This is a genomic window from Actinomadura chokoriensis, assembly GCF_041463665.1.
Taxonomy (GTDB): domain Bacteria; phylum Actinomycetota; class Actinomycetes; order Streptosporangiales; family Streptosporangiaceae; genus Spirillospora; species Spirillospora chokoriensis_A.
The window spans coordinates 50,460-74,379 of sequence record NZ_JAXCEJ010000004.1 but is presented as its reverse complement, the minus strand read 5'-3'; the positions used below and the strand labels follow the sequence as shown (position 1 = coordinate 74,379).

Annotated in this window: 30 protein-coding genes and 1 pseudogene; 17 read left to right on the top strand and 14 right to left on the bottom strand. The window is 69.5% G+C overall.

The annotated features are described in order from the left end of the window. Positions 1-4: 4 nt before the first annotated feature. On the top strand, positions 5-436 hold the full coding sequence (locus SM418_RS08910; protein WP_371940418.1) for a hypothetical protein: 432 nt from the start codon (positions 5-7) through the stop codon (positions 434-436). Here SM418_RS08910 and SM418_RS08905 read toward each other — a convergent pair whose 3' ends face one another. Together SM418_RS08905 and SM418_RS08900 are read right to left on the bottom strand one after the other, a co-directional pair. Further along, complete coding sequence (locus SM418_RS08905; protein WP_371940419.1) at positions 437-619, bottom strand: hypothetical protein; 183 nt, start codon at positions 617-619, stop codon at positions 437-439. Between the two features lie 26 nt (positions 620-645). Next, on the bottom strand, positions 646-1,038 hold the full coding sequence (locus SM418_RS08900; RefSeq protein ID WP_371940420.1) for an ATP-binding protein: 393 nt from the start codon (positions 1,036-1,038) through the stop codon (positions 646-648). Positions 1,039-1,195: 157 nt separating this feature from the next. Here SM418_RS08900 and SM418_RS08895 point away from each other — a divergent pair, with 157 nt between their 5' ends. The 9 genes and pseudogenes from SM418_RS08895 to SM418_RS08855 all read left to right on the top strand — a co-directional run bounded on the left by SM418_RS08895 (position 1,196) and on the right by SM418_RS08855 (position 6,872). Continuing rightward, positions 1,196-2,011, top strand: coding sequence for a helix-turn-helix domain-containing protein (locus SM418_RS08895; RefSeq protein ID WP_371940421.1), 816 nt, complete (start codon positions 1,196-1,198; stop codon positions 2,009-2,011). Further along, positions 1,999-2,187: a DUF397 domain-containing protein gene (locus SM418_RS08890; protein ID WP_371940422.1), complete on the top strand. Its 189-nt coding sequence runs from the start codon at positions 1,999-2,001 to the stop codon at positions 2,185-2,187. The genes SM418_RS08895 and SM418_RS08890 overlap by 13 nt, the downstream gene beginning before the upstream one ends. A gap of 22 nt (positions 2,188-2,209) precedes the next feature. After that, complete coding sequence (locus SM418_RS08885) at positions 2,210-2,398, top strand: DUF397 domain-containing protein (protein ID WP_371940423.1); 189 nt, start codon at positions 2,210-2,212, stop codon at positions 2,396-2,398. A gap of 56 nt (positions 2,399-2,454) precedes the next feature. Continuing rightward, on the top strand, positions 2,455-2,643 hold the full coding sequence (locus SM418_RS08880; protein ID WP_371940424.1) for a DUF397 domain-containing protein: 189 nt from the start codon (positions 2,455-2,457) through the stop codon (positions 2,641-2,643). 554 nt (positions 2,644-3,197) lie between these two features. Next, positions 3,198-5,237: a protein kinase domain-containing protein gene (locus tag SM418_RS08875; RefSeq protein ID WP_371966053.1), complete on the top strand. Its 2,040-nt coding sequence runs from the start codon at positions 3,198-3,200 to the stop codon at positions 5,235-5,237. After that, a pseudogene (locus SM418_RS08870) lies at positions 5,225-5,536 on the top strand (helix-turn-helix domain-containing protein); the annotation flags it as partial. The gene SM418_RS08875 and the pseudogene SM418_RS08870, both read left to right, overlap by 13 nt. 67 nt (positions 5,537-5,603) lie before the next feature. After that, positions 5,604-5,762, top strand: a complete 159-nt coding sequence (locus tag SM418_RS08865) for a DapH/DapD/GlmU-related protein (protein WP_371940425.1) — start codon at positions 5,604-5,606, stop codon at positions 5,760-5,762. A gap of 82 nt (positions 5,763-5,844) precedes the next feature. Continuing rightward, complete coding sequence (locus SM418_RS08860; RefSeq protein ID WP_371940426.1) at positions 5,845-6,675, top strand: hypothetical protein; 831 nt, start codon at positions 5,845-5,847, stop codon at positions 6,673-6,675. Between the two features lie 14 nt (positions 6,676-6,689). Next, on the top strand, positions 6,690-6,872 hold the full coding sequence (locus SM418_RS08855) for a hypothetical protein (RefSeq protein WP_371940427.1): 183 nt from the start codon (positions 6,690-6,692) through the stop codon (positions 6,870-6,872). On the opposite strand, the gene SM418_RS08850 is transcribed toward SM418_RS08855, so the two are convergent. Further along, entirely contained in the window at positions 6,869-7,297 is a 429-nt protein-coding gene (locus SM418_RS08850; RefSeq protein WP_371940428.1) for an MmcQ/YjbR family DNA-binding protein, read from the bottom strand. The genes SM418_RS08855 and SM418_RS08850 overlap by 4 nt on opposite strands. Positions 7,298-7,325: 28 nt before the next feature. After that, entirely contained in the window at positions 7,326-7,742 is a 417-nt protein-coding gene (locus SM418_RS08845) for a nuclear transport factor 2 family protein (protein ID WP_371940429.1), read from the bottom strand. A gap of 147 nt (positions 7,743-7,889) precedes the next feature. Between SM418_RS08845 and SM418_RS08840 the strand changes: the two genes are divergently transcribed. Continuing rightward, positions 7,890-8,459: a PadR family transcriptional regulator gene (locus SM418_RS08840; protein ID WP_371940430.1), complete on the top strand. Its 570-nt coding sequence runs from the start codon at positions 7,890-7,892 to the stop codon at positions 8,457-8,459. A 12-nt stretch (positions 8,460-8,471) separates the two neighbouring features. Here SM418_RS08840 and dnaB read toward each other — a convergent pair whose 3' ends face one another. Further along, the gene (gene dnaB, locus SM418_RS08835; RefSeq protein ID WP_371940431.1) at positions 8,472-11,084 is read right to left on the bottom strand and encodes a replicative DNA helicase; all 2,613 of its coding nucleotides are present in this window, start codon (positions 11,082-11,084) and stop codon (positions 8,472-8,474) included. A gap of 341 nt (positions 11,085-11,425) precedes the next feature. Here dnaB and SM418_RS08830 point away from each other — a divergent pair, with 341 nt between their 5' ends. Next, positions 11,426-12,751 carry an MATE family efflux transporter gene (locus SM418_RS08830; protein WP_371940432.1) on the top strand — a complete coding sequence of 442 codons (1,326 nt, stop codon included), beginning with the start codon at positions 11,426-11,428 and terminating at the stop codon, positions 12,749-12,751. Between the two features lie 57 nt (positions 12,752-12,808). Further along, positions 12,809-12,997, top strand: a complete 189-nt coding sequence (locus SM418_RS08825; RefSeq protein WP_176401727.1) for a hypothetical protein — start codon at positions 12,809-12,811, stop codon at positions 12,995-12,997. Between the two features lie 62 nt (positions 12,998-13,059). Here the strand turns inward: SM418_RS08825 and SM418_RS08820 are convergent, their stop codons facing one another. The 6 genes from SM418_RS08820 to SM418_RS08795 form a co-directional block, all read right to left on the bottom strand. After that, positions 13,060-13,899 carry a peptidoglycan recognition protein family protein gene (locus tag SM418_RS08820; RefSeq protein WP_371940433.1) on the bottom strand — a complete coding sequence of 280 codons (840 nt, stop codon included), beginning with the start codon at positions 13,897-13,899 and terminating at the stop codon, positions 13,060-13,062. Between the two features lie 352 nt (positions 13,900-14,251). Beyond that, entirely contained in the window at positions 14,252-14,698 is a 447-nt protein-coding gene (gene rplI, locus SM418_RS08815; protein WP_371940434.1) for a 50S ribosomal protein L9, read from the bottom strand. Between the two features lie 17 nt (positions 14,699-14,715). After that, the gene (rpsR, locus tag SM418_RS08810; protein WP_019631633.1) at positions 14,716-14,952 is read right to left on the bottom strand and encodes a 30S ribosomal protein S18; all 237 of its coding nucleotides are present in this window, start codon (positions 14,950-14,952) and stop codon (positions 14,716-14,718) included. A gap of 97 nt (positions 14,953-15,049) precedes the next feature. Then, on the bottom strand, positions 15,050-15,631 hold the full coding sequence (locus SM418_RS08805; RefSeq protein WP_371940435.1) for a single-stranded DNA-binding protein: 582 nt from the start codon (positions 15,629-15,631) through the stop codon (positions 15,050-15,052). 37 nt (positions 15,632-15,668) lie between these two features. Further along, complete coding sequence (rpsF, locus tag SM418_RS08800; protein ID WP_371940436.1) at positions 15,669-15,959, bottom strand: 30S ribosomal protein S6; 291 nt, start codon at positions 15,957-15,959, stop codon at positions 15,669-15,671. Between the two features lie 465 nt (positions 15,960-16,424). After that, positions 16,425-16,589 carry a hypothetical protein gene (locus SM418_RS08795; RefSeq protein ID WP_371940437.1) on the bottom strand — a complete coding sequence of 55 codons (165 nt, stop codon included), beginning with the start codon at positions 16,587-16,589 and terminating at the stop codon, positions 16,425-16,427. Between the two features lie 218 nt (positions 16,590-16,807). Here SM418_RS08795 and SM418_RS08790 point away from each other — a divergent pair, with 218 nt between their 5' ends. The 3 genes from SM418_RS08790 (at position 16,808) to SM418_RS08780 (ending at position 18,539) form a co-directional block, all read left to right on the top strand. Then, positions 16,808-17,119, top strand: a complete 312-nt coding sequence (locus SM418_RS08790; RefSeq protein WP_371940438.1) for a hypothetical protein — start codon at positions 16,808-16,810, stop codon at positions 17,117-17,119. 88 nt (positions 17,120-17,207) lie between these two features. After that, on the top strand, positions 17,208-17,975 hold the full coding sequence (locus SM418_RS08785) for a deoxyribonuclease IV (protein ID WP_371940439.1): 768 nt from the start codon (positions 17,208-17,210) through the stop codon (positions 17,973-17,975). A 180-nt stretch (positions 17,976-18,155) separates the two neighbouring features. Then, positions 18,156-18,539 (top strand): DUF4190 domain-containing protein, encoded by a 384-nt coding sequence (locus tag SM418_RS08780; RefSeq protein ID WP_371940440.1) that lies wholly within the window; start codon positions 18,156-18,158, stop codon positions 18,537-18,539. Positions 18,540-18,543: 4 nt separating this feature from the next. Here the strand turns inward: SM418_RS08780 and SM418_RS08775 are convergent, their stop codons facing one another. Beyond that, positions 18,544-19,011 carry a barstar family protein gene (locus tag SM418_RS08775; protein ID WP_371940441.1) on the bottom strand — a complete coding sequence of 156 codons (468 nt, stop codon included), beginning with the start codon at positions 19,009-19,011 and terminating at the stop codon, positions 18,544-18,546. A gap of 299 nt (positions 19,012-19,310) precedes the next feature. Between SM418_RS08775 and SM418_RS08770 the strand changes: the two genes are divergently transcribed. Beyond that, positions 19,311-19,559 (top strand): hypothetical protein, encoded by a 249-nt coding sequence (locus SM418_RS08770; protein WP_371940442.1) that lies wholly within the window; start codon positions 19,311-19,313, stop codon positions 19,557-19,559. Here SM418_RS08770 and SM418_RS08765 read toward each other — a convergent pair. Beyond that, positions 19,554-21,002 (bottom strand): glycosyltransferase family 87 protein, encoded by a 1,449-nt coding sequence (locus tag SM418_RS08765; protein ID WP_371940443.1) that lies wholly within the window; start codon positions 21,000-21,002, stop codon positions 19,554-19,556. The two genes, SM418_RS08770 and SM418_RS08765, sit on opposite strands and share 6 nt — an antisense overlap. A 129-nt stretch (positions 21,003-21,131) precedes the next feature. After that, on the bottom strand, positions 21,132-23,846 hold the full coding sequence (locus tag SM418_RS08760) for a transglycosylase domain-containing protein (protein WP_371966052.1): 2,715 nt from the start codon (positions 23,844-23,846) through the stop codon (positions 21,132-21,134). Positions 23,847-23,920 lie beyond the last annotated feature (74 nt).

The following is a 23,920-nucleotide window of genomic DNA, read 5'->3' as shown; positions in this document are numbered from 1 at the left end:
CGCGATGTCGCCACCGCCGAACCCGACGCTGGAGCCACTGAAGCCCCTCATAGGCGAATGGACGATCGAGGTCCCCCAGTTCGGGGAAGGCCAGGCCCGAGCGACGTTCGAATGGCACGACGGCGGCGCCTTCCTGCGCATCCGGACCGAGGCCCCCGCCCCCGTCCCGTCCTCCACGCAGCTCATCAGCCGGGACGACTCGACCGACGTGTACACCGTCCTCTACTACGACTCGCGCGGCGTGTCCCGCGTCTACGAGATGTCCTTCGACGGGGAAGTCTGGCAGTTGTGGCGGAACGCTCCCGGCTTCGACCAGCGTTTCTCCGGAACGCTCAGCGACGACGGCCGCACCATTCACGCCGCCTGGGAGAAGTCCCTGGACAACGCGACCTGGGAACACGACTTCGACCTGATCTACACCAAGTCCCCCGCTTGATCATTTCCCCTCCTTCAACAGGGAGGCGGCCCGGCGAGCGGCACCCGGATCGGCGGCGGCAAGCGCTCCGAGCAATTCGTCAACGTCCGAGACGGAAACGGACGCCTTCCAGGTCCCGCCCTCTTCCCGCGTGATCGTCCACCCTGGGAAGAGGTGCTGAAGCAGCAGCAGAATGACGGGCATGCTCATCGTCTCCGCCGTGGCCCGAGTCAGCGAAGCCTGGCCCACGTGACCTTTCCGCCCTCGTTGAGGGGCCGCACGCCCCAGGCCTGCACCAGCTGCGCCATGAGCAGCAGCCCCCGGCCCGACGTCGCCGCCTGGTCCGCCGCCCGGATCACGGGACGCCCCTCACCGGCGTCCCACACCTCCACCGCCACGGGCCCGTCGCTCTCGTCACGGAACACCCGCACGACGATCGGCCCCTCCCCGTGCCGGTACGCGTTCGTGACCAGCTCGCACACCACGAGCCGTCCCACGTAGTCGTCGTCGATCCCCCATTCCGCGAACCGCTCGGCGAGGAAGCGCCGCGCGCGACGGGGAGCGTCATCCGTCGGCTCCAGAACGATCGTCGGGACCTCTGGGGCCAAGGCCGGTGCTGTCATCAGGAATCACCTCGGGCACTCTCTGCAATTTCCTGTAACTGAGCGTTGCCTGCGAGATGATGGACGGGAGACACAAAGCACGTGGTCGCGGGCATCATTGCGACTCTGCGTTCATCGCCGTTCATCATTCGGTCATCACCGGTCGGAGGAAGACGACATGCCGCAACGCCCCAAGCGCCTCACCCCCTCGCGCGGCCCACTGGACCTGTTCGGCTCCGAGGTACGGCGCTACCGCGAGATGGCGAGCCTGTCCCTCGCCCAGCTCGCTGATCAGATCCCGTTCTCCGCCTCCACGATCGGCGAGATCGAGCGCGGCGAGTCCGGCTGCGACCGGGTCTTCGCCGAACAGTGCGACCGGGTGCTGGACACCCGCGAGGCCCTCGCCCACCTGCACGACGGCCTCTTCGACGGCCGCTCCGCCGCCTTCCCGGAGCACTTCGCCGACTGGCCAGATTACGAGTCCCAGGCCGAGACGATGCGAGCCTATGAACCACTCGTGATCGACGGCTTGTTACAGACGCCGAGCTATGCCGAAGTGCTCCTGTACGGCGACCAGAAAGCAGTGCAGGGCCGGTTAACTCGGCAAGCCATTCTCGCCAGGGACGAACCAGCTCCGCCGAGATTGATATACATTCTCCCGGAACGGGTGCTGCGGTCACGCGTCGGGACCTCCGAGGTGATGTACGACCAGCTTCACCGGATCGCCGACGCCGTATCGCCGCGCTTGTCCGTCCAGGTGATCCCGGACGGTGCCCCACATCCAGGCAACTTGGGAGCGTTCAGAATCGCGACCCTGCCGGGAAACTCGCGAATCGCTTACACTTCGTCCGAGCCTCAAGGCAAGATCTTGGATGGGGCGTCTGACATAGAACGGCTACACGAGCGGTTCGCGGACATCGCCACCTATGCGCTACCGGCAGAGCTGTCGGTGGGGCTGATCAGGGAGATTGCAGACGAAGTATGGAAGCCATGACCCCTCGCCTCGCATGGCGGAAGAGCAGTCACAGCAGTTCACAGGGAGACGCCTGCGTCGAACTGGCCGACTTCGGCGAAACCGTGGGCGTCCGAGATTCCAAAGACCCCAACGGCCCCAAGCTAACCATCACGCGCGACGGCTTCCGTACTCTGCTGGCAGGCATCAAGCGCTGAACCGGTGCACAACGGAGGACCGATGGAAGACCTGATCACTCGGCCACTGTGGAAGAAGTCGAGCTACTCCGGCAGCGACGGAGGACATTGTGTTGAGCTTGCCCGGCTAACGGGGGCCGTCGGTGTCCGCGACAGTAAGGACCCGCACGGACCCAAGCTGCTCGTCACCCGCAACGAGTTCGCAGCTCTACTCACGGCCTTGGGGCGCTAACACATCGAGCACCATCCCAACGTCCTGACGGCGAACGCCAGAAGGAGATGGAAGCCATGACCGCTCGCCCCGTGTGGCGCAAGAGCAGTTACAGCAGCTCACAGGGAGACCACTGCGTCGAACTGGCCGACCTCGGCGAAACCGTGGGCATCCGAGACTCCAAAGACCCCAACGGCCCCAACGGCCCCAAGTTGACCATCACGCGCGACAGCCTCTGCGTCCTGATGGCGGACCTGAAGCGCTGAACCGGTGGACAGCGGAGGAGTGATGGAAGACCTGACCCCCGAGATCGTGATCTGAGCCGGTAGCGGCGGGTTCGTAACGCAGGACAGCCGCACGATGATCTTCGAGTTGTGACGCAAGAAGAATCGTGCCTGCTGCGCCGACCCTGGCGGTCTGCGCCATCACCTGCGTCCACACCCGCACCACCGCCGGCAGACCTCCAACGCCCGCCGTCCCCGACGATCTGCCGCCGCCCTCCTGCTCTGAGCAGGCGGCTTTCATGGTCGAACCAGGACGACTTCCCCATCAAGCAACGCGAGAGCTGACGAAACTCCCTCTCAGGAGTCGGCGGTGGTCCGGCTTCGTTCAGCAGCGATGTTCATCAAACGGCGTACTGGTTCGCCCTGGTTTCAGCACGGACAGGTGGTAGCGCAGCAAGCGGCTCTCGTAATCGTGGAAGCCCTCCACCGCCCGGCGGGACATGGCGTCCTGCTGCCATATGCCGGTTTCCCGTACGCAGACGGCTCGTTCATTTCGTCTCGCCAGAAGGTGGTCTTGTCCGTAGTTTGATGATCGCGTGGAGAGCCGGAGGGAGCGAGGCGTTGTGGTGAGGGTGCTGTCTGGGCGGTATGAGCTTCTGGAGCCTTTGGGGCGGGGCGGTATGGGGGTTGTGTACCGGGCACGCGATCGGGAGCTGGAGCGGATCGTGGCGGTCAAGGTGCTGCCGGCGGAGATGCTGCGCGATGAGGGCTCCCGGGCCCGGTTCCGCCGGGAGGCGCGGGCGGTGGCGAGCCTGTCGCATCCCAACATCACGGTCGTCTACGACATTGGTGAGGACACTAGTGCGGGGGAGGCGGCTCCGTATCTGGTGATGGAGCTGGTGGAGGGCGGGACACTGGCCGATCTGCTGCGCCAGGCGCCGCCTACCCCTGCGGAGGCCGGGCAGATCACGGTGGCGGTCTTGGAGGCATTGGAGCACAGCCACGGGCGGGAAGTGGTGCACCGCGATATCAAGCCCGCCAATATCATGGTCCACCGCACTGGCGGCCGGACCCGGGTGAAAGTGATGGACTTCGGGATCGCCAGGCTCATGTCGGAGACGGCCACCCGGCTGACCGCCACCGGAATGCGGATCGGTACCCCGTTCTACATGTCGCCGGAACAGGCCGACGGCAAGCCCGCCGACGCCCGCTCAGACCTGTACTCCACCGGATGCGTGCTGTATGAGATGCTCACCGGTCGGCCGCCCTTCACCGGGGACTCGCCCACCGTCGTGCTCTTCGGACATCTGCACAAGACCCCGCGACCGCCCTCACAGTTGACCCCGGACCTTGCCCCCTTCTGGGACGAGTTGCTGGCGACCGCGCTGGCCAAAGACCCCGCCCAACGCCACTGCGATGCCACGATGATGCGGCAGGCCATCGAAACCGGCGCAGCGGCCTTCACCACCCAGTCGCCTCCGCCGGCCCCGTCCCCCTCGGCCACCAGGCTTCACGTCCCCACGTCCATCGAACCGGCGCCTGCCGAACCGGAAGCCCAGGCACCCGTCTCTCCCGGTCTCGGGGATCGGGCCGCGCCCGCGACGCAAGACCACGTCGCTGCCGCGCCGCACCAGATCCTGACTCGCCGCCGACTGCTCACCGGACTGGGAGCGGCAGGCCTGGCCGCCGCCCTGCCGACCGCTTACTACACCTTCACCCGGAAAGACACCGCCACCCTCCTCGGCCAGCCCCTCACCGGCCACAACGGCGTCGCCCACTCAGTGGCGATCAGCCCGGACGGCAGAATCCTGGCCGCCGGCAGCGGAGACAAGACCGTGCGGTTGTGGGACGTGGCCACCCGCGCCCTACTCGGCCAGCCCCTCACCGGTCACAACGACGGGGTCTCCTCCGTGGCGTTCAGCCCGGACGGGAAGCTCCTGGCCACTGGCAGCTATGACAAGACCGTGCGGTTGTGGGACGTGGCCACCAACACCTCCATCGGCCGTCCCCTCACCGGCCACGACGGTGTGGTCTCCTCGGTGGCGTTCAGCCCGGATGGCAAAATCCTGGCCGCCGACGGCGACGAAACGGTCCGGTTCTGGGACGTGGCCACCCGCACCTCCAGCGGCCGCCCCCTCACCAACCACAACAGCTCCCTCTCCGACGCAATCACCGCAGTGGCGTTCAGTCCGGACGGCAAAATCCTGGCCGTCGACGATGACGAAACGGTCCGGTTGTGGGACGTGGCCACCCGCACTCCCATCGGTCGCCCCCTCACCGGCCACGACAACTGGGTCTCCGCCGTTGCGTTCAGCCCCGACGGCAAGATCCTGGCCACCAGCAGCAGTGACAAGACCGTGCGGTTGTGGGACGTGGCCGCCCACACCCCCATCGGCCGCCCCCTCACCGGCCACAACGAGTTCGTCCAGTCGGTGGCGTTCAGCCCCGACGGCAAAATCCTGGCCACCAGCAGCGATGACGAGACCGTGCGGTTGTGGGACGTGGCCGCCCGCACCCCCATCGGTCGTCCTCTCACCGGCCACAACGACTGGGTCTTGTCGGTGGCGTTCAGCCCGGACGGCAAAATCCTGGGTACCGGTAGCAGGGACGGCACGGTGCGGTTGTGGCGACTGTGAAGAGATCGGACGGTGGACGAAAGCCAGCCACCCGAAGTCGAGAGTCACACAACAACCGACGGTTTCGATGGTGGGAGCCCGTCAGAGACGTTGCCGCAAGATCAAACAACCCGTCCACGGCGTGCCACGCCGTTCAGTTGTGCACGCCTAGGGTGAACCAAGTGGACACCGAGGCATTGCGATCGTTCATCCGGGCGGCCGAGCTCGGACAGTTGCAACGTGCGGCCGATGAGCTGGACGTGACGCAGCAGGCGGTCTCCAAGAGGATCGCCGCCCTGGAGCGGGAGCTGGGGGTTCGCCTGTTCACCGCAGTCAGGCCGGGCTCCCGGGCTCTTCGGATCGACGTTCTCGGCCTGCGCCATCGACGTGGCGGAGAACGTGTGGATCGGCGCCGGCGCCACCATCCTGCCCGGCGTCAGCATCGGCCGGGACTCCGTGGTCGCCGCCGGCGCCATCGTGGCCGATGACGTCCCGCCGGCGACCCTGGTGACCGGCGGTAAGGCGACCACGCAGCGACAATGGTGACCACGGCCGCCCCACGCCCAGAAACCGGTGAAACTGATCGGCCGCTGTTAGCCTCTCCGGCATGAAGCGGGGATTAGCCGTTTTGGTCGGAATTGCCGTCGCGGTGGGAGTGTCGGCCGGGACGGCGACCGGGCAGCTCTGGGTCGGACGCCAATGGCGGGTCGTCGTGCCCGACCAGGAATACAGCGCGGGCACGGACACCTGGCCGTTCCAGCTTGTGCTTCTTGTCTGGTGTGCTGCCAGTGCCGCTGCTCTGGGCGCGGCCTGTGCCCGCCCGATCCTCGGCGAGGTGTGGTGGCGGTACGCGGCCGTCGTCCCCGCGGGCGTGGGTGCGCTGGCTCCGCTGGAGATGGCGACGTCGTGGGCCGCCGGCGCCGGACTGAGCGCGGACCCGGTGGCCGGAGCGACCAAGGCGATGCTGGTCGGCGCGCTGGTCGGCGCGTGCATCGGCGTCACGGTCCTCGTCCGGCCCGCAGCCGCCAGGTGCCTCGCCGTTTGGGTGGGGTTCGTGTGGCTCTGCGTTGCCGGTGAGGTCGCCCTGGACGATCCCGTGAGACCCGGTGAGAGTGTCGTTCCGGCGCATCCGTTGGGACTGCTGACGCCGTCCCTTGAGGCGGAGGACACCGAGTGGCTCGTAGGGCTGCTGCCACCGGTGCTGCTTGCGGCCGTCCTGGGATGGTGGGTCGCGCGCCGGGGTGAGCGTTGGCCCCTGTACGCGGCGGTGGTCGGTCCGCTACTGATGATCGCTGTGCACGCCGCGGTACCACCGCTGCCTGGCGGTGACAGCGACGGCGACCACTATCTGCTCCGGAGTGACCTGATGGCCTGGGTGCTGGTGACCGCGCTCGGGGCCGGCGTCGCCGCCCTCGGGGCCCTGGTCGGCCGCCGCTGGAGCGGCCGGGACAAGACGTAGCCTGCGGGCCGACGGTGACTCCGGCTGCTGCGCTCACCACGTCCGGTGGCCTGCTGGTCGCGGCCGGGTCGATCGCGGCGTGGACGCCATCGGGCGACGGCACGCTCGACGCGGGCGCGGCCGTCCTCGCCTTCGGCACCGCCTCGGCGCTTCGGAACGGCCGGGCCCTGGCGTCGCGGGCCGTCCCGTCGTCTTAGGACGGCGGGGCTGGGTGGGCTTGCAGCCATTTCTGGGCCCGGGTGCGGGATGCCCGCGACAGCCAAGCGTCCTGGACGATCTCGGCGAGTTCGCGCAGCGTGAGCTCACCGACCCGGCTACCCCGCAGCAGCACCGAGGGATGGCCGTCGAAATGCGGGGTCGTGAAGAACGGCGACGCCTCGTCCTGGACCAGCGCCAGCTTGTCGGACTCGGACGGCACCCAGAACACGATCACGTCCGGGTAGCGCTCTCCCGTGACGGGGTCGACCGCGTCAGGGCGCGGGTTGCGGAAGAACACGAACGACTTGCCCCCGACCTGGTAGACGGGGTTCTCGCGCGACCCGTGCACGGTCGTGACGTGGGGCATGCCCAAGGCCAGTTCGTGCACGTCCTCGACCCGGGCAGGGCGTTCGTCTCCCCGCATGCCCGCAGCGTAACCGAGCGGGCGGAGCCTACGGCACCTCCGCGCCCTGGGTCTGCGCGCCGGAGACCTCGCGCTCGATCTGTTCGAACTGCGCGCCCATCGCCTCGGCGAGCGCTTTGGCGGCCGAGAGCGGGCGCACCATGACGGTGAGGTCGTCGATCAGGCCGTCCCCGTCGAGGTGCAGGAAGTCGCATCCGTGCACCTGGAGCCCGTTCACCGTCGCCTTGAAGATGAGGGCGTGGTCACGGCCGTCCGCGCTGACGATCTCCCGCACGTAGCGGATGTCCTGGAACACCCGCGCGGCGCCCCGCACGATCGCCGCGGTGATCGCCTTTCCCTCGTACGGCTTGAACACCACCGGGCTCGTGAACACGGCGTCGTCCGCGAACAGCGCCTCCAGGGCCGCGAGGTCGCCGGCCTCCACGGCCCTTCGGAACGGATGCATGGGAGCTCCCCCGATAGGAAACTAATTGCCTAGGTGCGGATGACACTAATCGTGCGCTCGATCACTCGTCCAGGGCCGTGCCTCGTGGGGACGGTCACAAAGTTGATTAATGGCCGACACACCCAATGCCGCCAGTACGCTCGGAACATGTCGCTGCGCAACGCGGTCCTGGCCACGCTCCTGGAAGGCGAGGCCTCGGGGTACGACCTGGCGAAGAGCTTCGATGCCGGGGTCGCCAACTTCTGGATGACCACCCCGCAGCAGCTCTACCGGGAACTCGACAAGATGGCGGCGGAGGGCCTGATCCAGGCGCGGGTCGTCCAGCAGGAACGCCGCCCCAACAAACGCGTCTTCTCCCTCACCGTCGCCGGGCGCCGCGCCCTCCACGACTTCACCGCCACCCCGCCGCGCCCCGGCGCGATTCGCGAAGAACTCATGGTTCAGGTGCAGGCGATCGACGCGGGCGACACCCGCGCCGTCATGAACGCCATCCGCGAACGCATGACCTGGGCCGAGTCCAAGGTCGCGCGCTTCGAACGCCTTCGCGCCCGCATCCTGGACGGCCGCACGGAGGAAGAGCACCTCGCCACCGCCGACCGCATCGGCCCCTACCTCACCCTGATGCGCGGCCTGGCGTTCGAACGCGAGAACCTCCGCTGGTGCGAGCAGGCCCTCGCCATACTCAGTCGCCGCACCACCCACCACACCTCGAGGTGAGGTGCCGGCCGGCTACTGGGCCATGTCGACGAAGCGGCTGTAGTGGCCCTGGAACGCGACGGTGACGGTGGCGGTCGGGCCGTTGCGGTGCTTGGCGACGATCAGGTCGGCCTCGCCGGCGCGCGGCGACTCCTTCTCGTAGGCGTCCTCGCGATGCAGCAGGATCACCATGTCCGCATCCTGCTCAATTGACCCAGATTCCCGGAGATCGGACACCATGGGCTTCTTGTCCGTTCGCTGCTCGGGACCTCGGTTGAGCTGCGACAGCGCGATGACCGGGACGCCCAGTTCCTTCGCGAGGAGCTTCAGCGACCGGGAGAACTCCGAGACCTCGACCTGGCGGCTCTCGACCCGCTTGCCGGACGTCATCAGCTGCAGGTAGTCGATGATGACGAGCCGCAGGTCGTGCTGCTGCTTGAGGCGCCGGCACTTCGCGCGGATCTCCATCATCGACATGTTGGGCGAGTCGTCGATGAACAGCGGCGCCTCGGCGACCTCGCTCATGCGGCGGGCGAGGCGCGTCCAGTCCTCGTCTTGCATGGTGCCGGAGCGCATCGCGTGCAGCGCCACCCTCGCCTCGGCGGACAGCAGCCGCATCGTGATCTCGTTGCGCCCCATCTCCAGGCTGAAGAACGCCGAGGTCAGACCGTGCTTGATGGACGCCGCACGGGCGAAGTCGAGCGCCAGCGTCGAGTTGTGCGTCGGGATGCAGGACCGCCCCGCCAGGTACATGTGGTCGTCGTTGTCGACCTGGACGCACCGCACCGGCACGCTCTCCACAGGGCGGACGTCGACGATGTGGCGCGCCTGCGTCTTCCGGTCGACGTCCGCCCGTTGCCGGGCTGCTTTGCGTGCTAGCCGGAACACCGGCTCGGCGGGCGTGAAGCTGAGTTCGTGCGCGGGCTCCCCGGTGGAGTCGGTCGTCAGTTCAACGCGGTGGCCGAGGCTGAGCAGGAGTTCGCGCACCCCTTCGGCCACTCGTGCGGAGGAGAAGACGAGGTCGACACGTCCGTTCGCGGACACGTGTCCGCGAACGTCGAGCAGCCCTGCCAGCAGGGCCCGCCGCTGAGCAGCGGAGGCCCGCAGGTATCGCGACGGGATGTGCTTGCCGTCCAGCAGACCGAGGGAGCCGAGGTGGGGGCTCAACCCGGGCAGGAGGCAGCAGCCCGGAATCGCCTCCGGGACGACCTGCTGACCGGTCGCTTCGATCTGGGCGATGACGTCGCCGTCAAGGCACGTGATCCGGCCGTCTTCGTCCTCTCCGGCACCGAGCCACGCGCCGAGGACGTAGGGGGCGGCGGGCAGATCGGCCTCGGGGAGGTCGAAAGCGGCGGCCACCTCCACCGCATGGACGAAACGCCCCTCGTGCTGGAGGCTCGCGAAGATCTCCTCGGTCGTCAGGATCTGGGAGCTCGCGGTACTCCCCGGACGATCGGCTTGTGGCAGGTGATGGGGCGTGGTGCCGTGGGACGCTCGGTCGCGAGACCCTCCTCCCGCACCGGTCACGCTCGGCGTTTCTGGGGCGTGCGAGGGACTGCACCGGGAAACCCCCGTCCGCTGAGTGCCGGACGGCCCGGCCGCGGAACCCGCCATGGCAGCACGGCGCGGGACTTCGCCGTGGAGTTCGTCCACAAGCACCCGGTGACGCTGGCCGGAAGTGGGGCGGGCCAGACCGAAGGCGACAAGACCGACTTCGTTGGTCGTGCCCAACGTGCCCAGGCCGGCGCCCTCTTCCAGGTGCGTCGTGGTGCGCCACTGGTGCTGGGCGTCGGCGACGATGACCTCGCCGCCGGAGAACTCGACCTCGTAGCAGGGGCGGCCGTGCATCACTTCGGTGGCGGCGACGACGCGGGTCGGCTTGCCGTCGGCTCCGATCAGGAGATCCCCGACCTGGACGTCACCCATCGTCGTCCAACCCGTCGGGGTCGGAAGCGCCGTAGTGACATCGACCGCCTTGCCCATGGCGGGACGGGCGGCGACGACGATCATCTGGCCGGGGTGCAGGCCGTTGGTGAGGGCGTCGAGGTCGGCGAAGCCGGTGGGGCAGCCGACCATCTGGCCGCCGCGGCTGCCGATGGCCTCGATCTCGTCCAGCGCGCCGGGCATGATCTCCGACAGCGCGACGTAGTCCTCACCGGCGCGCTTCTCGGCGATGGCGAAGACCTCCGCCTGGGCGCGGTCGAGCACCTCGTCGGCGTCGGCGCCGTCGGCGGCGTAGCCCATCTGGACGATGCGGGTGCCGGTCTCGACGAGGCGGCGCAGGATCGCGCGCTCATGGACGATCTTCGCGTAGTACCCGGCGTTAGCGGCCGTGGGCACCAGGGAGATCAGGGTGTGCAGGTAGGGGGCGCCGCCGATCCGGGCGATCTCGCCGTTCTTGGTGAGCTCCCCGGCGACGGTGACCGCGTCGGCGGGGTCTCCGCGGCCGTAGAGATCGAGGATGACGTCGTAGATGATCTGGTGCGCGGGACGGTAGAAGTCGGGGGTGCGCAGCAGTTCGACGACCTCGGCGATGGCGTCCTGGGAGAGGAGCATGCCGCCGAGGACGCCCTGCTCCGCCGAGATGTCGTGCGGCGGGGTGCGTTCGAACTCGTGCTCCTGTGGTCCGATGTCGGCCACGCTCACGGTCGCACCCCCTTCATCTCGGTCGCCGGCGCGCGCCCCGTCCGCCCATCGCCGACCGTTCGTCCCACGTTTACCTGACGCGTCGGACATTCTCGCGAGCCCGCGCGGCCCGGAGCAAAGCCGCCTGTGGACAAACCTGTGGACTCCCTGTGCAGACACGCCGGTCCAGTTGTGCACGACCTGTGGACAACTTTGTGGATTCTCCATGGACCACCCAGGGATTGGTGCGCTGACCTGCAATAACGTCGTCCACCGGCTGTGCGGGAAAGAAAGTCGGCCGGTCACGGCAATGTAAGGATTGAAGTTCTTAAGAGGGTTACACGGGTGGTAGCCTCGGCGCGGTGACGACCTCCCGGCGGCTCGCGACCGCGCACGACCGCGAGATCCTGCGCCTGGCCGTGCCGGCCTTCGGCGCGCTCGTCGCCGAACCCCTGTTCCTTCTCTCGGACTCGGCGATCGTCGGGCACCTCGGCACCGCCCAATTGGGCGGGCTCGGCGTCGCCGGCCAGGCGCTGACCACGCTCGTCTACCTGTGCGTTTTCCTCGCGTACGGAACGACGGCCGGGGTCGCGCGGCAGGTCGGCGCCGGCGACCTGCGGGCCGCGATCAGGCAGGGCATCGACGGGATGTGGCTCGCGGTCGCCATCGGAGCGGTGCTGGTCGTCGCCGGCTGGCCGCTGGTCCCGTGGATCGTGGACGCGTTCGGGGCGTCCCCCGGCGTGACCCCGTACGCCGAGACCTATCTCAGGGTGAGCCTCTTCGGCATCCCGTCGATGCTGGTCATCCTCGCCGGTACCGGAGTCCTGCGCGGCCTGCAGGACACCCGCACCCCGCTCCTCGTCTCCATCGGCGGGTTCTCGGCGAACCTGCTGCTCAACGTGCTGTTCGTGATCGTCCTGGAGTGGGGGATCGCCGGCTCGGCCTGGGGCACCGTCCTCGCCCAGACGGGCAGTGCGGCCGTCTACACGGCCGTCGTACTGCGGGCGGCGCGCCGGCACGGGGCTCCGGTCCGTCCCGACCTGGACGGGTTGCGGACGTCCGCGACGGCGGGCTTCGGCCTGCTGGTCCGGACGGCCGCGCTCCGCATCGTCCTCATCGTGGGGACGTCGATCGCCGCCCGGATGGGCGACGCGGAGATCGCCGCGTACCAGGTCGGCTTCCAGGTGTGGACGCTGCTGGCGTTCGCGCTCGACGCCATCGCGATCGCCGGGCAGGCCATCACCGGACGCTATCTGGGCGCGTCCGACATCACGGGCACGCGCGCGGTCACGCGCCGGATGGTCTGGTGGGGCGTCGGCTGCGGCATCGCGTTCGGGCTGATCATCCTCGCGGTGCGCCCGTGGCTGCCCGGCCTGTTCAGCTCGGACGGCGACGTCCGCACCCTACTGCTCGCCTCGCTGCTCCTGGTCGCGGTGCTGCAGCCGGTCGCGGGCGTCGTGTTCGTCCTGGACGGCATCCTGATCGGGGCCGGAGACGGCGCCTACCTGGCCGTGACCACGCTGGTCGCGACGGTCGTCTTCCTGCCGGCGGCCATCGTCCTGTACCGGGCGGACGCCGGGCTCATCGGGCTCTGGTCAGCGATCGGCCTGTGGATGCTGACCCGCATGCTCACGCTGGGCCTTCGCGCCCGCGGCGACCGATGGATGGTCACCGGCGCCGTCCGCTGACGCTCGGAATCCGCGATTCTCACCCGCACCGCATGCCCCACCCGCTACGATTCGAACATGTGTTCCACACACGGCGAGCGGATGGCCCGGCTGACGCAGGCGATCGACGACCTGGCGGCCGAGGGCCTGGCCGGGCTGCCTCCGGAGACCCTCGTGGAACGGGTGGCCGGCATCTGGTCCCTGATCGAGGGCATCGATCCGGAGATAGCCCGCCGCCGGACCCGCTACACCACCCCCGAGACGTAGGCTGCGGCCGTTCAGCGACGTCACCGCAGTCCGAGGCGGGTGGCCGTCCGACAGCGCCGAGATCAGGGCAGGTCGCCGAGAGGAGGGAACAGCGGCAGGTCCGTGTCGCCGGTCAGGTCGTCCTCCGGGCCGGTCGGGTGGTCCGGGCTCGGGCTGGGGGAGCCCTCCAGGCGGGTGGCGACCGCCCTGCGGAGTTCGGGCAGCCGCGCGTAGAGCCTGTCGCCCGGACAGGACGTGTTGTTGTAGTCACGGTGCCCGACAATGGCCTTGGACGGTTCGAGGTCGTACTCGCGGCACAGCCACACGCACACCTCCACCAGGGACCTCCACAGGCTGCCGGGAACGGCCCGGGACATGTACGTTCCCTCGTTCTCGATCCCGATCGTGTGGCTGTTGTGGTGCAGGACCTGCGCGCCGACCGCGAGGCCACCGGCCCGGATCGCCTTGAGGCTGTGGTGGCGGCCCTCCATCACGATGCCGCCCCGGCTGATGGTGAGCTGCTGGCCGGTGTCGTCCCAGCCGTTCTTGTCCATGTGGAAGTTCTGGATCAACCGGGACAGGGCTAGGGCGTGGGCCAGAGACCGGTCCTCGGAGTTCGCCGTCGCCGTGTGGTGGACGATGATGTGGTCCGGTGGCCGCCTGCGGACCTTGGTCGGCCGCCTGGGCGCTCTCGCACGCCACTGCGCGCGCGTGTAGATGCGCGGATCATCCGCTGTGAACAGGGTGCGGGCCGCGTTCTCCGCGGGCTCCTCCGCCATGGCCCCGTCCCGGAGGGGCGCCGCCATGGACAGCATCTCCAGCAGGCCGGCCCCGGCCACGCCGCCGATGATCGCCCGCCGGGTCACCGGTGTGCAGTGCCATCCCTCGCCGCCCGCGCCGTCCCCCGAATGCGCGATCAACACCGGCCCCCTCCGTCCGGACGATCAACTGATCACGGAACGTAATGGCCGCTCTGTTGATCACCCAAACACAGGGAGGTTCAGGGACGTTTCACATGAAACCCAGCGCGCAAAACCTGGGTTTGGACGCCTGCCGCCCTGCCCTTGTGAAAGAGATTGCGGGATCGGGAGCCGCGCAGACCGCCGGCGGTCTGCGGCCGGCCCGCGGCGGCGCGGTCTCCTGCGCCGGCCGGACGGGCGGACGCCGAACGGAGGGGCGGACGCCGAACGGAGGGGCGGACGCCGAACGGAGGGGCGGACGCCGTACGGCCCCCAGCCCGGGCGGGCTGGGGGCCGTACGCGCGGACGCGAAGTGTCAGGCCTCGACGACGTTGACGTCGATCGTGGCGTTGACGTCGCTGTGCAGGCGGACGCTGACCCGGTGGGTGCCGACCGTCTTGATCGGGTTGCCGATCTCGATGCGGCGGCGGTCCAGGTCGGGACCGTCGGCGGCCTTGACCGCCTCGGCGATGTCGGCCGCGGTCACGGCGCCGAACAGGCGGCCGTTGCTGCCGGTCCGGGTGCGCAGCGTGACGCGCAGGCCGCCGAGCCGGTCGGCGACCTCCTTGGCGTGCTCGACGGTCGCGATCTCGCGGGCCGAACGCGCCTTCTTGATGGAGTCGATCTCCTTCTCGGCGCCCCGGGTCCACTTGATCGCGAATCCGCGGGGGACGAGGTAGTTGCGGCCGTAGCCGTCGCGGACCTCGATGACGTCACCGGGCTCGCCGAGCCCGGAGACCTGCTGGGTCAGGATGAGCTTCATGATCTATACCCCCGGCCTCAGCGCGCGGTGCTGGTGTACGGCAGCAGCGCCATCTCGCGGGCGTTCTTGATCGCCGTGGCGACGTCCCGCTGGTGCTGGGTGCAGTTGCCGGTCACCCGCCGAGCACGGATCTTGCCGCGGTCGGAGATGAACTTCCGCAGCAGGCCCGTGTCCTTGTAGTCGACGTAGGAGATCTTCTCCTGGCAGAAAACGCAAACCTTCTTCTTCGGCTTGCGGGGAGGTGGCTTCGCCATCGTGGTGCTCCTTTGGGAGAGCCCCGCTCACGCGGGAATGGACGTGTACTTGGTGTTGCCGTGGTCGTGCCGGAGCGGCGCGCCCTGAACGGCGGGTCTAGAAGGGCGGGTCGTCGGAGTATCCGCCGCCACCGCCGCCGCCGGTGGCCCAGGGGTCGGCGGGAGCGCCGCCCTGCTGGCCGCCTCCGAAGCCGCCGCCGCCCTGCTGGCCGCCGCCGCCTCCGAAACCGCCGTCCTGGCCGCCGCCACCGCCACCGCCGAAACCGCCGCCGCCCTGGCCGCCACCGCCGCCGAAACCGCCGCCACCGCCCTGCCGCTGGGTCTTGTTGACCTTGGCGGTGGCGTTGCGCAGCGACGGGCCGACCTCGTCGACCTCGATCTCGAAGACGGTGCGCTTCTCACCCTCGCGGGTCTCGTACGACCGCTGCTTGAGGCGTCCCTGCACGATGACCCGCATGCCGCGCTGCAGGGTCTCGGCGCAGTTCTCGGCGGCCTGCCGCCAGACGTTGCAGGTCAGGAACAGGGCCTCGCCGTCCTTCCAGTCGTTCGACTGGCGGTCGAAGAACCGCGGGGTCGAGGCGATGCGGAAGGACGCGACCGCCTGGCCGCTCGGGGTGAAACGCAGATTCGGGTCCTCGACGAGGTTCCCGACGATCGTGATTACGGTGTCGCCTGCCATGGGGCTCGCTCCGGCTGCTGTGAGGGCTGAGCCTGGCTCAGTGGACCTCGGGGCGGATGACCTTGGTACGGAGGATCGACTCGCTCAGGTTGAGCTGCCGGTCCAACTCCTTGACCGTGGCAGGCTCGGCCGACAGGTCGATCACCGCGTAGATGCCTTCGGACTTCTTCTGGATCTCGTACGCCAGGCGCTTGCGGCCCCAGACGTCGACCTTCTCCACGCTGCCGCCGTCGTCGCGGACGACCTTCAGGAACGGGTCGAGGGCCGCGTTCGCGGTGCGCTCGTCGATGGCGGGGTCGAGGATGGTCATGAGTTCGTAACGACGCATGCTGTGTCCCTACCTCCTCTGGACTGGTGCGGTCACGGTCTCTCCGTGACAGGAGGGCTCTTGCGTCTCCCGCGGCGGCGCCGGACCCCGGATCGCCGGGTGCACCTGCCGTGGGACCGGTACAGGCTACCAACAGTCGGCCAGCGTACGAGCCGGTTCCCGCCGCGGAGCGCCAGCGGAGCGGTGGGGACCGGCTCGTACGCCCCACGGGGGTGTGGGGGTCGCCCCCCACAAACGACCACCCGCCGGTTCCCGCCGCCGAGCGCCAGCGGAGCGGTGGGGACCGGCTCGTACGCCCCACGGGGTGTGGGGGTCGCCCCCCACAAACGACCACCCGCCGGTTCCCACCGCCGAGCGCCAGCGGAGCGGAGGGGACCGGCTCGTACGCCCCACGGGGGTGTGGGGGTCGCCCCCCACAAACGACCACCCGCCGGTTCCCACCGCCGAGCGCCGGCAGAGCGCGCGTCAGCGGCGCGGGCGGGCGCGGGCGGTCTTGGTACAGCGGCGGCGTTCCAGCTCGGCCATGATGTCGGCCATGCGGGCGCGCATTCGGGCGGTCTGGGTCGTCAGCAGCGACAGCTCCTCCACGAGCTCCGCGTCACCGATGAACCCCAACTCCACTTTCGTCACGGTGTGCACCTCCTGCTCTCCCCCGCTTCCCCTCGGGGGCGGACCCGAGCCGGTGTTCTCGAATCCATGTTCGACAGTACCGGGTGCCGCCGACATTTTCCGCTCGCCCGCACTGGTTGATCTCCCCGCCATGGGGGAATTCCTTACCCATATGGTCCGCCCGGTCCCGCGTGCACCATGTGCCCCGAGCGCGGGAGTACGACCTGGAGGAGATCCCGATGCCGCAGGAGGCAACCGGCGCGCAGCAGCCGGCCACCCGGACCGAGACCCAGACCGAGCAGGAGTCCCATCGGCTGCAGGCCGTGCTCGCGGTGGCCGCCATCACCATAGGCATCGCCGCCCTGATCCTGGGCTGGATCCCGGCGACCCACCTGCCCGGCGCGGTGCTCGGCGTCATCGGCCTGCCGGTCGCGCTCTACTCGCAGATGATCTCGGCGACGACCAACGAGCGCTGGCTGAACGTGATCGGCATGATCGCCTCCTTCATCGGCGCCGGCTTCGCCCTCAGCAACGGAGGCTTCTCCATCTGACCCCTGTTTCCTCCGCCCCCGGCCCGCGCCCTGACCGCGGCGGGCGAGGGGCGTTCGCGGTGTCGTGGGGCGCGGTTAGGCTCGGGGCATGCGCATTGGAGCCCACGTCGATCAGAACAACCCGCTCGACAACGCCCGCGCGGTCGGGGCCGACGTCGTCCAGTTCTTCCTGGGCGACCCGCAGGGATGGAAGAAGCCCGTCCTGCCGGAGGGCGTCGAGGCGCTGGCGGGCTCCGATGTGGACGTCTACGTGCACGCGCCGTACACGATCAACGTGGCGACGTCCAACAACCGGATCCGGATCCCGAGCCGTAAGAACCTCACCCAGCAGCTCGAGGCGGCGGCGTCGATCGGGGCCAAGGCGCTGATCGTGCACGGCGGGCACGTGTTGAAGGACGACGATCCCGAGACGGGTTTCGAGAACTGGCGCAAGGTGTTCGAGCGGATCGAGTGCCCGATTCCGGTCTACATCGAGAACACGGCGGGCGGCGGGAACGCCATGGCGCGCAAGTTCGACCGGATCGCTCGGCTGTGGGAGGTGCTGACCGGCGTCCCGGGGCTGGAGTCCAAGCTCGGTTTCTGCCTCGACACCTGCCACGCGCACGCGGCGGGGGAGGAACTCGTCGACGCCGTCGACCGGATCAAGGCCATAACCGGCCGCGTCGACCTCGTGCACTGCAACGACAGCCGGGACGCGTTCGGGTCGGGCGCCGACCGGCACGCCAACCTGGGCAGCGGCAACATCGAGCCGGAGCTGATCCTCGCCGTGGTCAGGGCCGCGGGCGCCCCCGTAGTGGTGGAGACGCCGGCGGCGGGGCAGGCCGACGACATCTCGTGGCTGCGCTCGAAGCTCTGACGAGGCCGCAGTCAAGATCGTCCGCTGGGAACCCCGATCGCGCGCGACGCATCTAAACCGCGTGCGACCAGCCTGACGACAAAATCCGAAGGGCACGTCACACTGGCATAATCCGGAACCCAGCCCTCAGCGCACGAGCGTTCTCTCCGGCGGCGGGCGCGCGAACCGATCGGGATGCACATGGCACAGCCCCCTTACGACCCCTACGGCTACGGGGCGCAGGATCCCTACGCCCAGTCCTACTCCCAGCAGCCCCCGGCCGTGCAGCACCACTACTACGGGGCCTCGATGCCGATCGCCCCGCCGACGAACGGGATGGCCACCGCGTCGCTGGTCTGCGGGCTCATCGGCTTCTTCGCGTGCGGTGTCACGTCCGTCCTGGCGATCATTTTCGGGCATGTGTCGCTGAGCCAGATCAAGCGGACCGGCGAGGGCGGCCACGGCATGGCCGTCACCGGCTTGATCCTCGGCTACCTGATCAGCGCGGGCTGGCTGCTCATCCTGCTCTTCTACATCCTCGGGATCGCGATGTTCGCGGCGAGCAGCAGCGGCACCACGTACTGACGCTTCAGGCGAGCCGGGGGACGCCCGCCACCTCCACGCCCACGCTGGACATCAGCACCGTCATGGGGGTGGGGGTGTCGCGCCACGCCTTGACCGCGTCACCGAACACGTCGAGGACGATCCGCAGCGACTTCTGGTCGGCGTCGGCCAGCTCCGCCCAGGACTCGTACAGCACCAGGTAGCCGTTCTTCGCAGGCGTCCAGGACAGGTCCTCCAGGCAGGCGACGAGGTCGTCCCAGTCGCCGTCGGCCAGCGAAGGCACCTCGAACACGTCCGCGCACAGCCGCAGGAACGCGCCCTTGTCGCGGGCGCGGCGGCCGTCCAGGTGGAAGCCGCGCCAGCCGGCCTCCTCGGCCCGGTCCGTCCAGCGCTTGTCGCCGACCGCGCCCGGCGTCGGAGACGTCCGCCATTGGTAGACGCCCGGCTTCAGCCGTCCCGCGAGCAGCTGGTTCAGTGCTTGGTTAGCGTCCACGTCCTCTCCCGGCAGTTCCCGCGTCCCCGCGATCGGTTCCCGCCGAGGGGCGCCGGCGAGTCGTACCGTGGCGGCCCCTCAGCCCGCCGCGGTCACTTCCCCGGCATCCGGCACGGAATCTCCCCGCGCAGGCAGATTCCGGCCACGAAACTTTCCCGCACGGCGTCCGCGATCGTCGCGTGGTGCTCCCCTCCGACCGCGTCGACTCGCTGACCAGCACTGATGCGCTTGAAGCGATTTTGACGTCGTCCGCCACCGGAGAAGATGGACTTGAGTCTCCAGCGGGTGGAGGGCTCAGGGTGAGGGGTCATGGACGGCCCGCCCGTCCCGTCGTCGACGAGCTGGTCCGCGCCTACGCCGGCGCCTCCGGCGCCGCGGACGGCGCGGGTCTCCGGCGCGAACTGCTGGCGCGCATGGAGATCGGGAACGACCGGCGGGCGGAGCGCTACTGGCAGCTGCTCGCCGTCATCAACGGCTGGCCCGTCCAGCCGACGCTGGCCCCGGTGTTCGCGTGGTTCATCGGAGGGCTGCGCGCGGCCGAGTCATGAAGGCACGGGGACGGTGGTGCGGCGGGCGCCGCGCCAGCGTCCCAGGGAGATCACGTCGGCGGCACCGTCGAGGACGCCGCCCGCCGGGTCGTCCTCCCCGTCCGACCGGACGACGTCGCCGGACGGCCGCAGGATGTCCCACACCACCAGGACGGCGAGCGCGAGGACGGTCGTGAACCGGGCGAGCAGCGCCAGCGAGTAGACGTCCTGGCTGATGCCGCCCTCGGGCGCGTCCAGGCTCAGCACCGCCGACACCGTGCCGGACAGGTCCGCGCCCGGCGTCTGGCCGGACACCGACAGCAGGAACCACCAGATGCCGAAGAAGTAGACGATCTCCCCGAGCTGCCAGACGACGAACGCGGGCAGCTTCGGACGGGCCATCGCCGCGAGCGGCAGCAGCCACAGCACGTACTGCGGCGACCAGACCTTGTTCGGCAGCATGAAGGCGACCAGCACGAGGAACATCAGCTGCGCCAGCCGCGGCCGCCGCGGCGCGGCCAGCGCCAGGACGGCGATGCCCGCGGCGAGGACGAGGAACGTCCCGGTGCCGAGCAGGTTGAGCCGGTCGGTGTCGGTGGCCGGCCCCGGCAGGCCGTGGTCCTGCAGGACGAAGAAGATCGACCCCCAGTCGATGCCGCGTTCCTGGCTGAAGGTGTAGAACTCCTTCCAGCCGTCCCACGCGAAGATCATCACGGGCAGGTTGGCGAGCAGCCAGGTCGCCGCGGTGCCGGCGAGCAGCCGTCCCATGGCGCGCCACTGCCCGGCGCGGACGCACAGCAGGACGAGCGGGCCGAGGAACAGCAGCGGGTAGAACTTCGCGGCGATCGCCAGCCCGAGCAGGGCGCCCGCGAGGGCCGGGCGGCGCGCCGACCAGGCGGCCACCGCCAGCGCGGACAGCGCGACCGCGAGCAGGTCCCAGTTGATGTAGGCGGTGAGCAGCAGCGCGGGGGACAGCGCCACCATCAGGCCGGTGCGCAGCGAGCGCCGCCCGGCCGCGTACGCCGTGGCGAGGACGGCCACGACCGCGAGGACGGCCAGCAGCAGCGCGGTGACGTTGTAGAACGCGATCCCGCGCGCGTCCAGCCCGAACGGCTGGACGAGCCACGCGACCAGCTGCATGAAACCGCCGCTGAGCACCGGGTATTCGACGTAGTGGATGTCCGACCCGGTGAACGAGTCGAAGTACGGGAGCTTGCCGTCGCTCAGCCCGCGCACGTAGTACAGCGGGTAGATGTCGGTATAGCAGGCGTTCGTCGTCGTCTTGAGGAAGTCGAACCGCGCCGACGCGCAAGGCTGCTTCTGCAGCCAGCCGAGCAGGCACACCAGGGCGGTGAGCCCCGTCAGCACGGGCGCGAGCCGCATCAGCCGGCCGGGGGGCGAGGCGGGGCGGTCCGCCGTGTCGCTGCCGGCGGACATCGCGAGCCTCTCAGAAGACGACGACATGGACAGCAAGAGTATTCGTCCCGGGCAGGACCGGCGATCACGGGCCGTTCCCTTTTCCGGGCGCGCGACGGCCGGAAAAGGGAACGGCCCGGAACCGCCGCAGGTTCCGGGCCGTCTTCCGTCAAGCGGCTAAGTGCCGGCGCCGGTGTTCGGATTCGTCTCCTCGGGCCGGCAGACGGGGTTGTTCTTGTGCTCGGGCTTCGCGCACCACCAGTCCTTGTTTCCGGTGGGCGGAAGGTCGGGGTTGCAGCCCATCGGCATGTTGAACTGGTTGCAGGGCACGTCGTCGTTCGACGGCACCGTCGGCGTGATCGTCGGCGACGGGCTGGTCGACTGGCAGCCCGGCTGGGGGGTCTGCTGCCCCTGCCCCGGACGGCAGTTCGGCGAGGTCGTCGGGCTCGGCGTGTTCGTCGGGGTCGGGGCCGGCTTGGCCTTCGCCCACGGGGCGATCTGGCCGCCATTGACCGCCGGCGGGAACTGGCTGATCTCCTTGCCCTCCAGCGCCTTCAGCATGAAGCGCTTGAACAGGTCGGCCGGGACCGTACCACCGTAGACCTGGCTGTAGTTGCCGACGCCGATCAGCGACTTGCGGTTGCCCTTCTTGTCCTGCCGCCACATCGCCGCGGACGTCGCCAACTCCGGCGTGTAGCCGACGAACCAGGCGGACTTGTTCTCGTCCGTCGTACCCGTCTTGCCGGCGACCGGACGGGAGCCGAGGCTCGCCCGCGTACCCGTACCGCCGGACTGGACGACCGCCTGCATCGCCGACGTGGCGTCCGCCGCGACGCCCTCGTCGAAGGCCTGCGTCGGCTTCTGCCAGGGCAGCTTTTCCAGCGGCTTGTTCTCGTTGTTGACGATCGTGTGGCCCTTGGCGTCGGTGATCTTGGCGATCACGTGCGCCTCGCGGTGCTTGCCGCCGGCCGCGAACGTCGAGTAGACCGAGGCCATCGTGACCGGTGTCGCGTCGATGACGCCGAGCGGCAGCGAGGTGTAGGTCGGGTCTAGTCCCTTGGTCTTATCCGGGATGCCCATCTTCTTGGCCATGTCGATGACGTTCGACAGCTGGACCTTCTGCCCCAGCTCGACATAGGCGGTGTTGATGGACATCGCCGTCATCTGCTTGAGGTTGTAGACACCGTTCTCGGAACGGTTGTCGTTGGTGAACGTCGCACCGGCGATCGTCCGCTTGTAGCGGCCGTCCAACGTCGTCTTCAGGCTGATGCCCTGGTCGAGCGCGGTCGCCAGCACGATCGGCTTGAACGACGAACCTGGCTGCACGCTGCCCTGGAAGGAGTTGTCGAACTGCTGCTTGCGGAAGTCGGGACCGCCGTAGGCCGCCACCACCCCGCCCGTCCTCGGATCGACCGCCGCGAGACCGAACTGGATGTCCGACTTGAGGCCGTTCTCCTTCTTGAGCTGCTTGACGACCACGTTGGTGTAGTCCTGCAGCTCCTTGTTGAACGTGGTCGTGATGCGCAGGCCGCCGCTCGCCAGCCGCTCCCGGTCGATGCCGAGCCGCTCCAGCTCGCTGATCACGCGGGCCTCGAGGTAGCCGGCGTTCGGGTCGGACGGGGCGTCGCTCCAGACCTTCTGCGTCTGCGGGAACTCCGCCGCCGCGCGCTTGGTCTGGTCGAGCCAGCCCTTCTCGACCATCCCGTCGAGGACGTAGTTCCACCGGTTGACCAGCGCCTGCTTGGCCGGGTTGGACGTCGGTCCGAGGGTGACGAAGTAGCCCGGCCGCTGGATCAGCGCGGCCAGCATCGCCGCCTGCGAGTAGTCGATCTCGGTGACGGGCTTGTGGAAGAAGGCGCGGGAGGCCGCCTGGACGCCGTAGGAGTCGCGCCCGAACGGGACGGTGTTCAGGTACAGCTCAAGGATCTTCTCCTTCTTCATCTCCTTGCCCATCCGGACGGAGATGAGGATTTCCTTGAGCTTGCGGCTGACCGTGCGGTCCTGGCTGAGGTTGGCCCAGTAGTTGCGGGCGAGCTGCTGGGTGATCGTCGAGGCGCCGGCGACCTCGCCGCCGGTCGCGGCGCGGAAGATCGCGCCCGCGATGCCGGTCGGCGATATGCCGGGCTCGCTGTAGAAGTTGCGGTCCTCCGCGGCGAGCACCGCCTTCACCACGTGGTCCGGCACCTTGTCGAGCGGGATGTCCTCGCGATGGGTGCCGACCCGGGCGAGCGTGGCCCCGTTCGCGTAGGTGATCACCGACTCCTGGCGGAGCGCGTCCTGCTGCGCCTTGGTCGGCAGGGGGGTGTTGGCGTACGCGACGACGACGAGCACCGCCATGCCGAGGATCAGCACGCTGACGACGGCGACGGTGATCTTCCAGGACGGAACGTACCGCCGCCAGCCGGTCTTCTTGTCCGCGTCGTCGGCGTGCCTCTCGCGCCGCCGTCCGCGGCTCTCGTCGCCCCAGAAACCGTCGCCGCCGCCGGAGCCCCCACCGGGACCGCCGCCCGGGCCGCGCCCGCCGGGACCGCCCGGCCCGCCGGGACCGCCCGGCCCGCCGGGACCGCCCGGCCCACCGGGGCCGCCTGGCCCGCCTGGGCCGCGTCGCGGCGGAGGACCGCCGGGACCCGACCGGGAGTTCGCGGGCGGAGCGGCACGGCGCCGCCCGCCGCCGGGGGCGCCTACTCGCGAGGGCCCCCCGGAACGGCCGCCCGGCCGGCCACCGGTGCGCGGCGCCCTGCCGGGCGTCGGCCCGCCGGACGGCCCAGGGGTCGGCCCGCCGGACGGCCCACCGCGCCCGCCGGACGGCATGCCCGCGGAGCCGGGACGGGGGGAGCCCCTCCGGCCAGAACTCTCTCCGAAGTCCGGTCCGTATCGGCTTGGGTTACTCACGCGGCCTCATCAACTGGGGGACGGCTATGCGTCGTCCGAGCGTACTGTGCACGCGTGGCCGCGAAAGCCGGTGA

Coding starts and splice junctions, on each gene's coding strand:
- SM418_RS08910 (WP_371940418.1), top strand. CDS start 5: ATGTCGCCACCGCCGAACCCGACGCTGGAGCCACTGAAGCCCCTCATA.
- SM418_RS08905 (WP_371940419.1), bottom strand. CDS start 619: ATGCCCGTCATTCTGCTGCTGCTTCAGCACCTCTTCCCAGGGTGGACG.
- SM418_RS08900 (WP_371940420.1), bottom strand. CDS start 1,038: ATGACAGCACCGGCCTTGGCCCCAGAGGTCCCGACGATCGTTCTGGAG.
- SM418_RS08895 (WP_371940421.1), top strand. CDS start 1,196: ATGCCGCAACGCCCCAAGCGCCTCACCCCCTCGCGCGGCCCACTGGAC.
- SM418_RS08890 (WP_371940422.1), top strand. CDS start 1,999: ATGGAAGCCATGACCCCTCGCCTCGCATGGCGGAAGAGCAGTCACAGC.
- SM418_RS08885 (WP_371940423.1), top strand. CDS start 2,210: ATGGAAGACCTGATCACTCGGCCACTGTGGAAGAAGTCGAGCTACTCC.
- SM418_RS08880 (WP_371940424.1), top strand. CDS start 2,455: ATGACCGCTCGCCCCGTGTGGCGCAAGAGCAGTTACAGCAGCTCACAG.
- SM418_RS08850 (WP_371940428.1), bottom strand. CDS start 7,297: ATGCGGGGAGACGAACGCCCTGCCCGGGTCGAGGACGTGCACGAACTG.
- SM418_RS08845 (WP_371940429.1), bottom strand. CDS start 7,742: ATGCATCCGTTCCGAAGGGCCGTGGAGGCCGGCGACCTCGCGGCCCTG.
- SM418_RS08840 (WP_371940430.1), top strand. CDS start 7,890: ATGTCGCTGCGCAACGCGGTCCTGGCCACGCTCCTGGAAGGCGAGGCC.
- SM418_RS08825 (WP_176401727.1), top strand. CDS start 12,809: ATGTGTTCCACACACGGCGAGCGGATGGCCCGGCTGACGCAGGCGATC.
- rplI (WP_371940434.1), bottom strand. CDS start 14,698: ATGAAGCTCATCCTGACCCAGCAGGTCTCCGGGCTCGGCGAGCCCGGT.
- rpsR (WP_019631633.1), bottom strand. CDS start 14,952: ATGGCGAAGCCACCTCCCCGCAAGCCGAAGAAGAAGGTTTGCGTTTTC.
- SM418_RS08805 (WP_371940435.1), bottom strand. CDS start 15,631: ATGGCAGGCGACACCGTAATCACGATCGTCGGGAACCTCGTCGAGGAC.
- rpsF (WP_371940436.1), bottom strand. CDS start 15,959: ATGCGTCGTTACGAACTCATGACCATCCTCGACCCCGCCATCGACGAG.
- SM418_RS08790 (WP_371940438.1), top strand. CDS start 16,808: ATGCCGCAGGAGGCAACCGGCGCGCAGCAGCCGGCCACCCGGACCGAG.
- SM418_RS08785 (WP_371940439.1), top strand. CDS start 17,208: ATGCGCATTGGAGCCCACGTCGATCAGAACAACCCGCTCGACAACGCC.
- SM418_RS08780 (WP_371940440.1), top strand. CDS start 18,156: ATGGCACAGCCCCCTTACGACCCCTACGGCTACGGGGCGCAGGATCCC.
- SM418_RS08765 (WP_371940443.1), bottom strand. CDS start 21,002: ATGTCGTCGTCTTCTGAGAGGCTCGCGATGTCCGCCGGCAGCGACACG.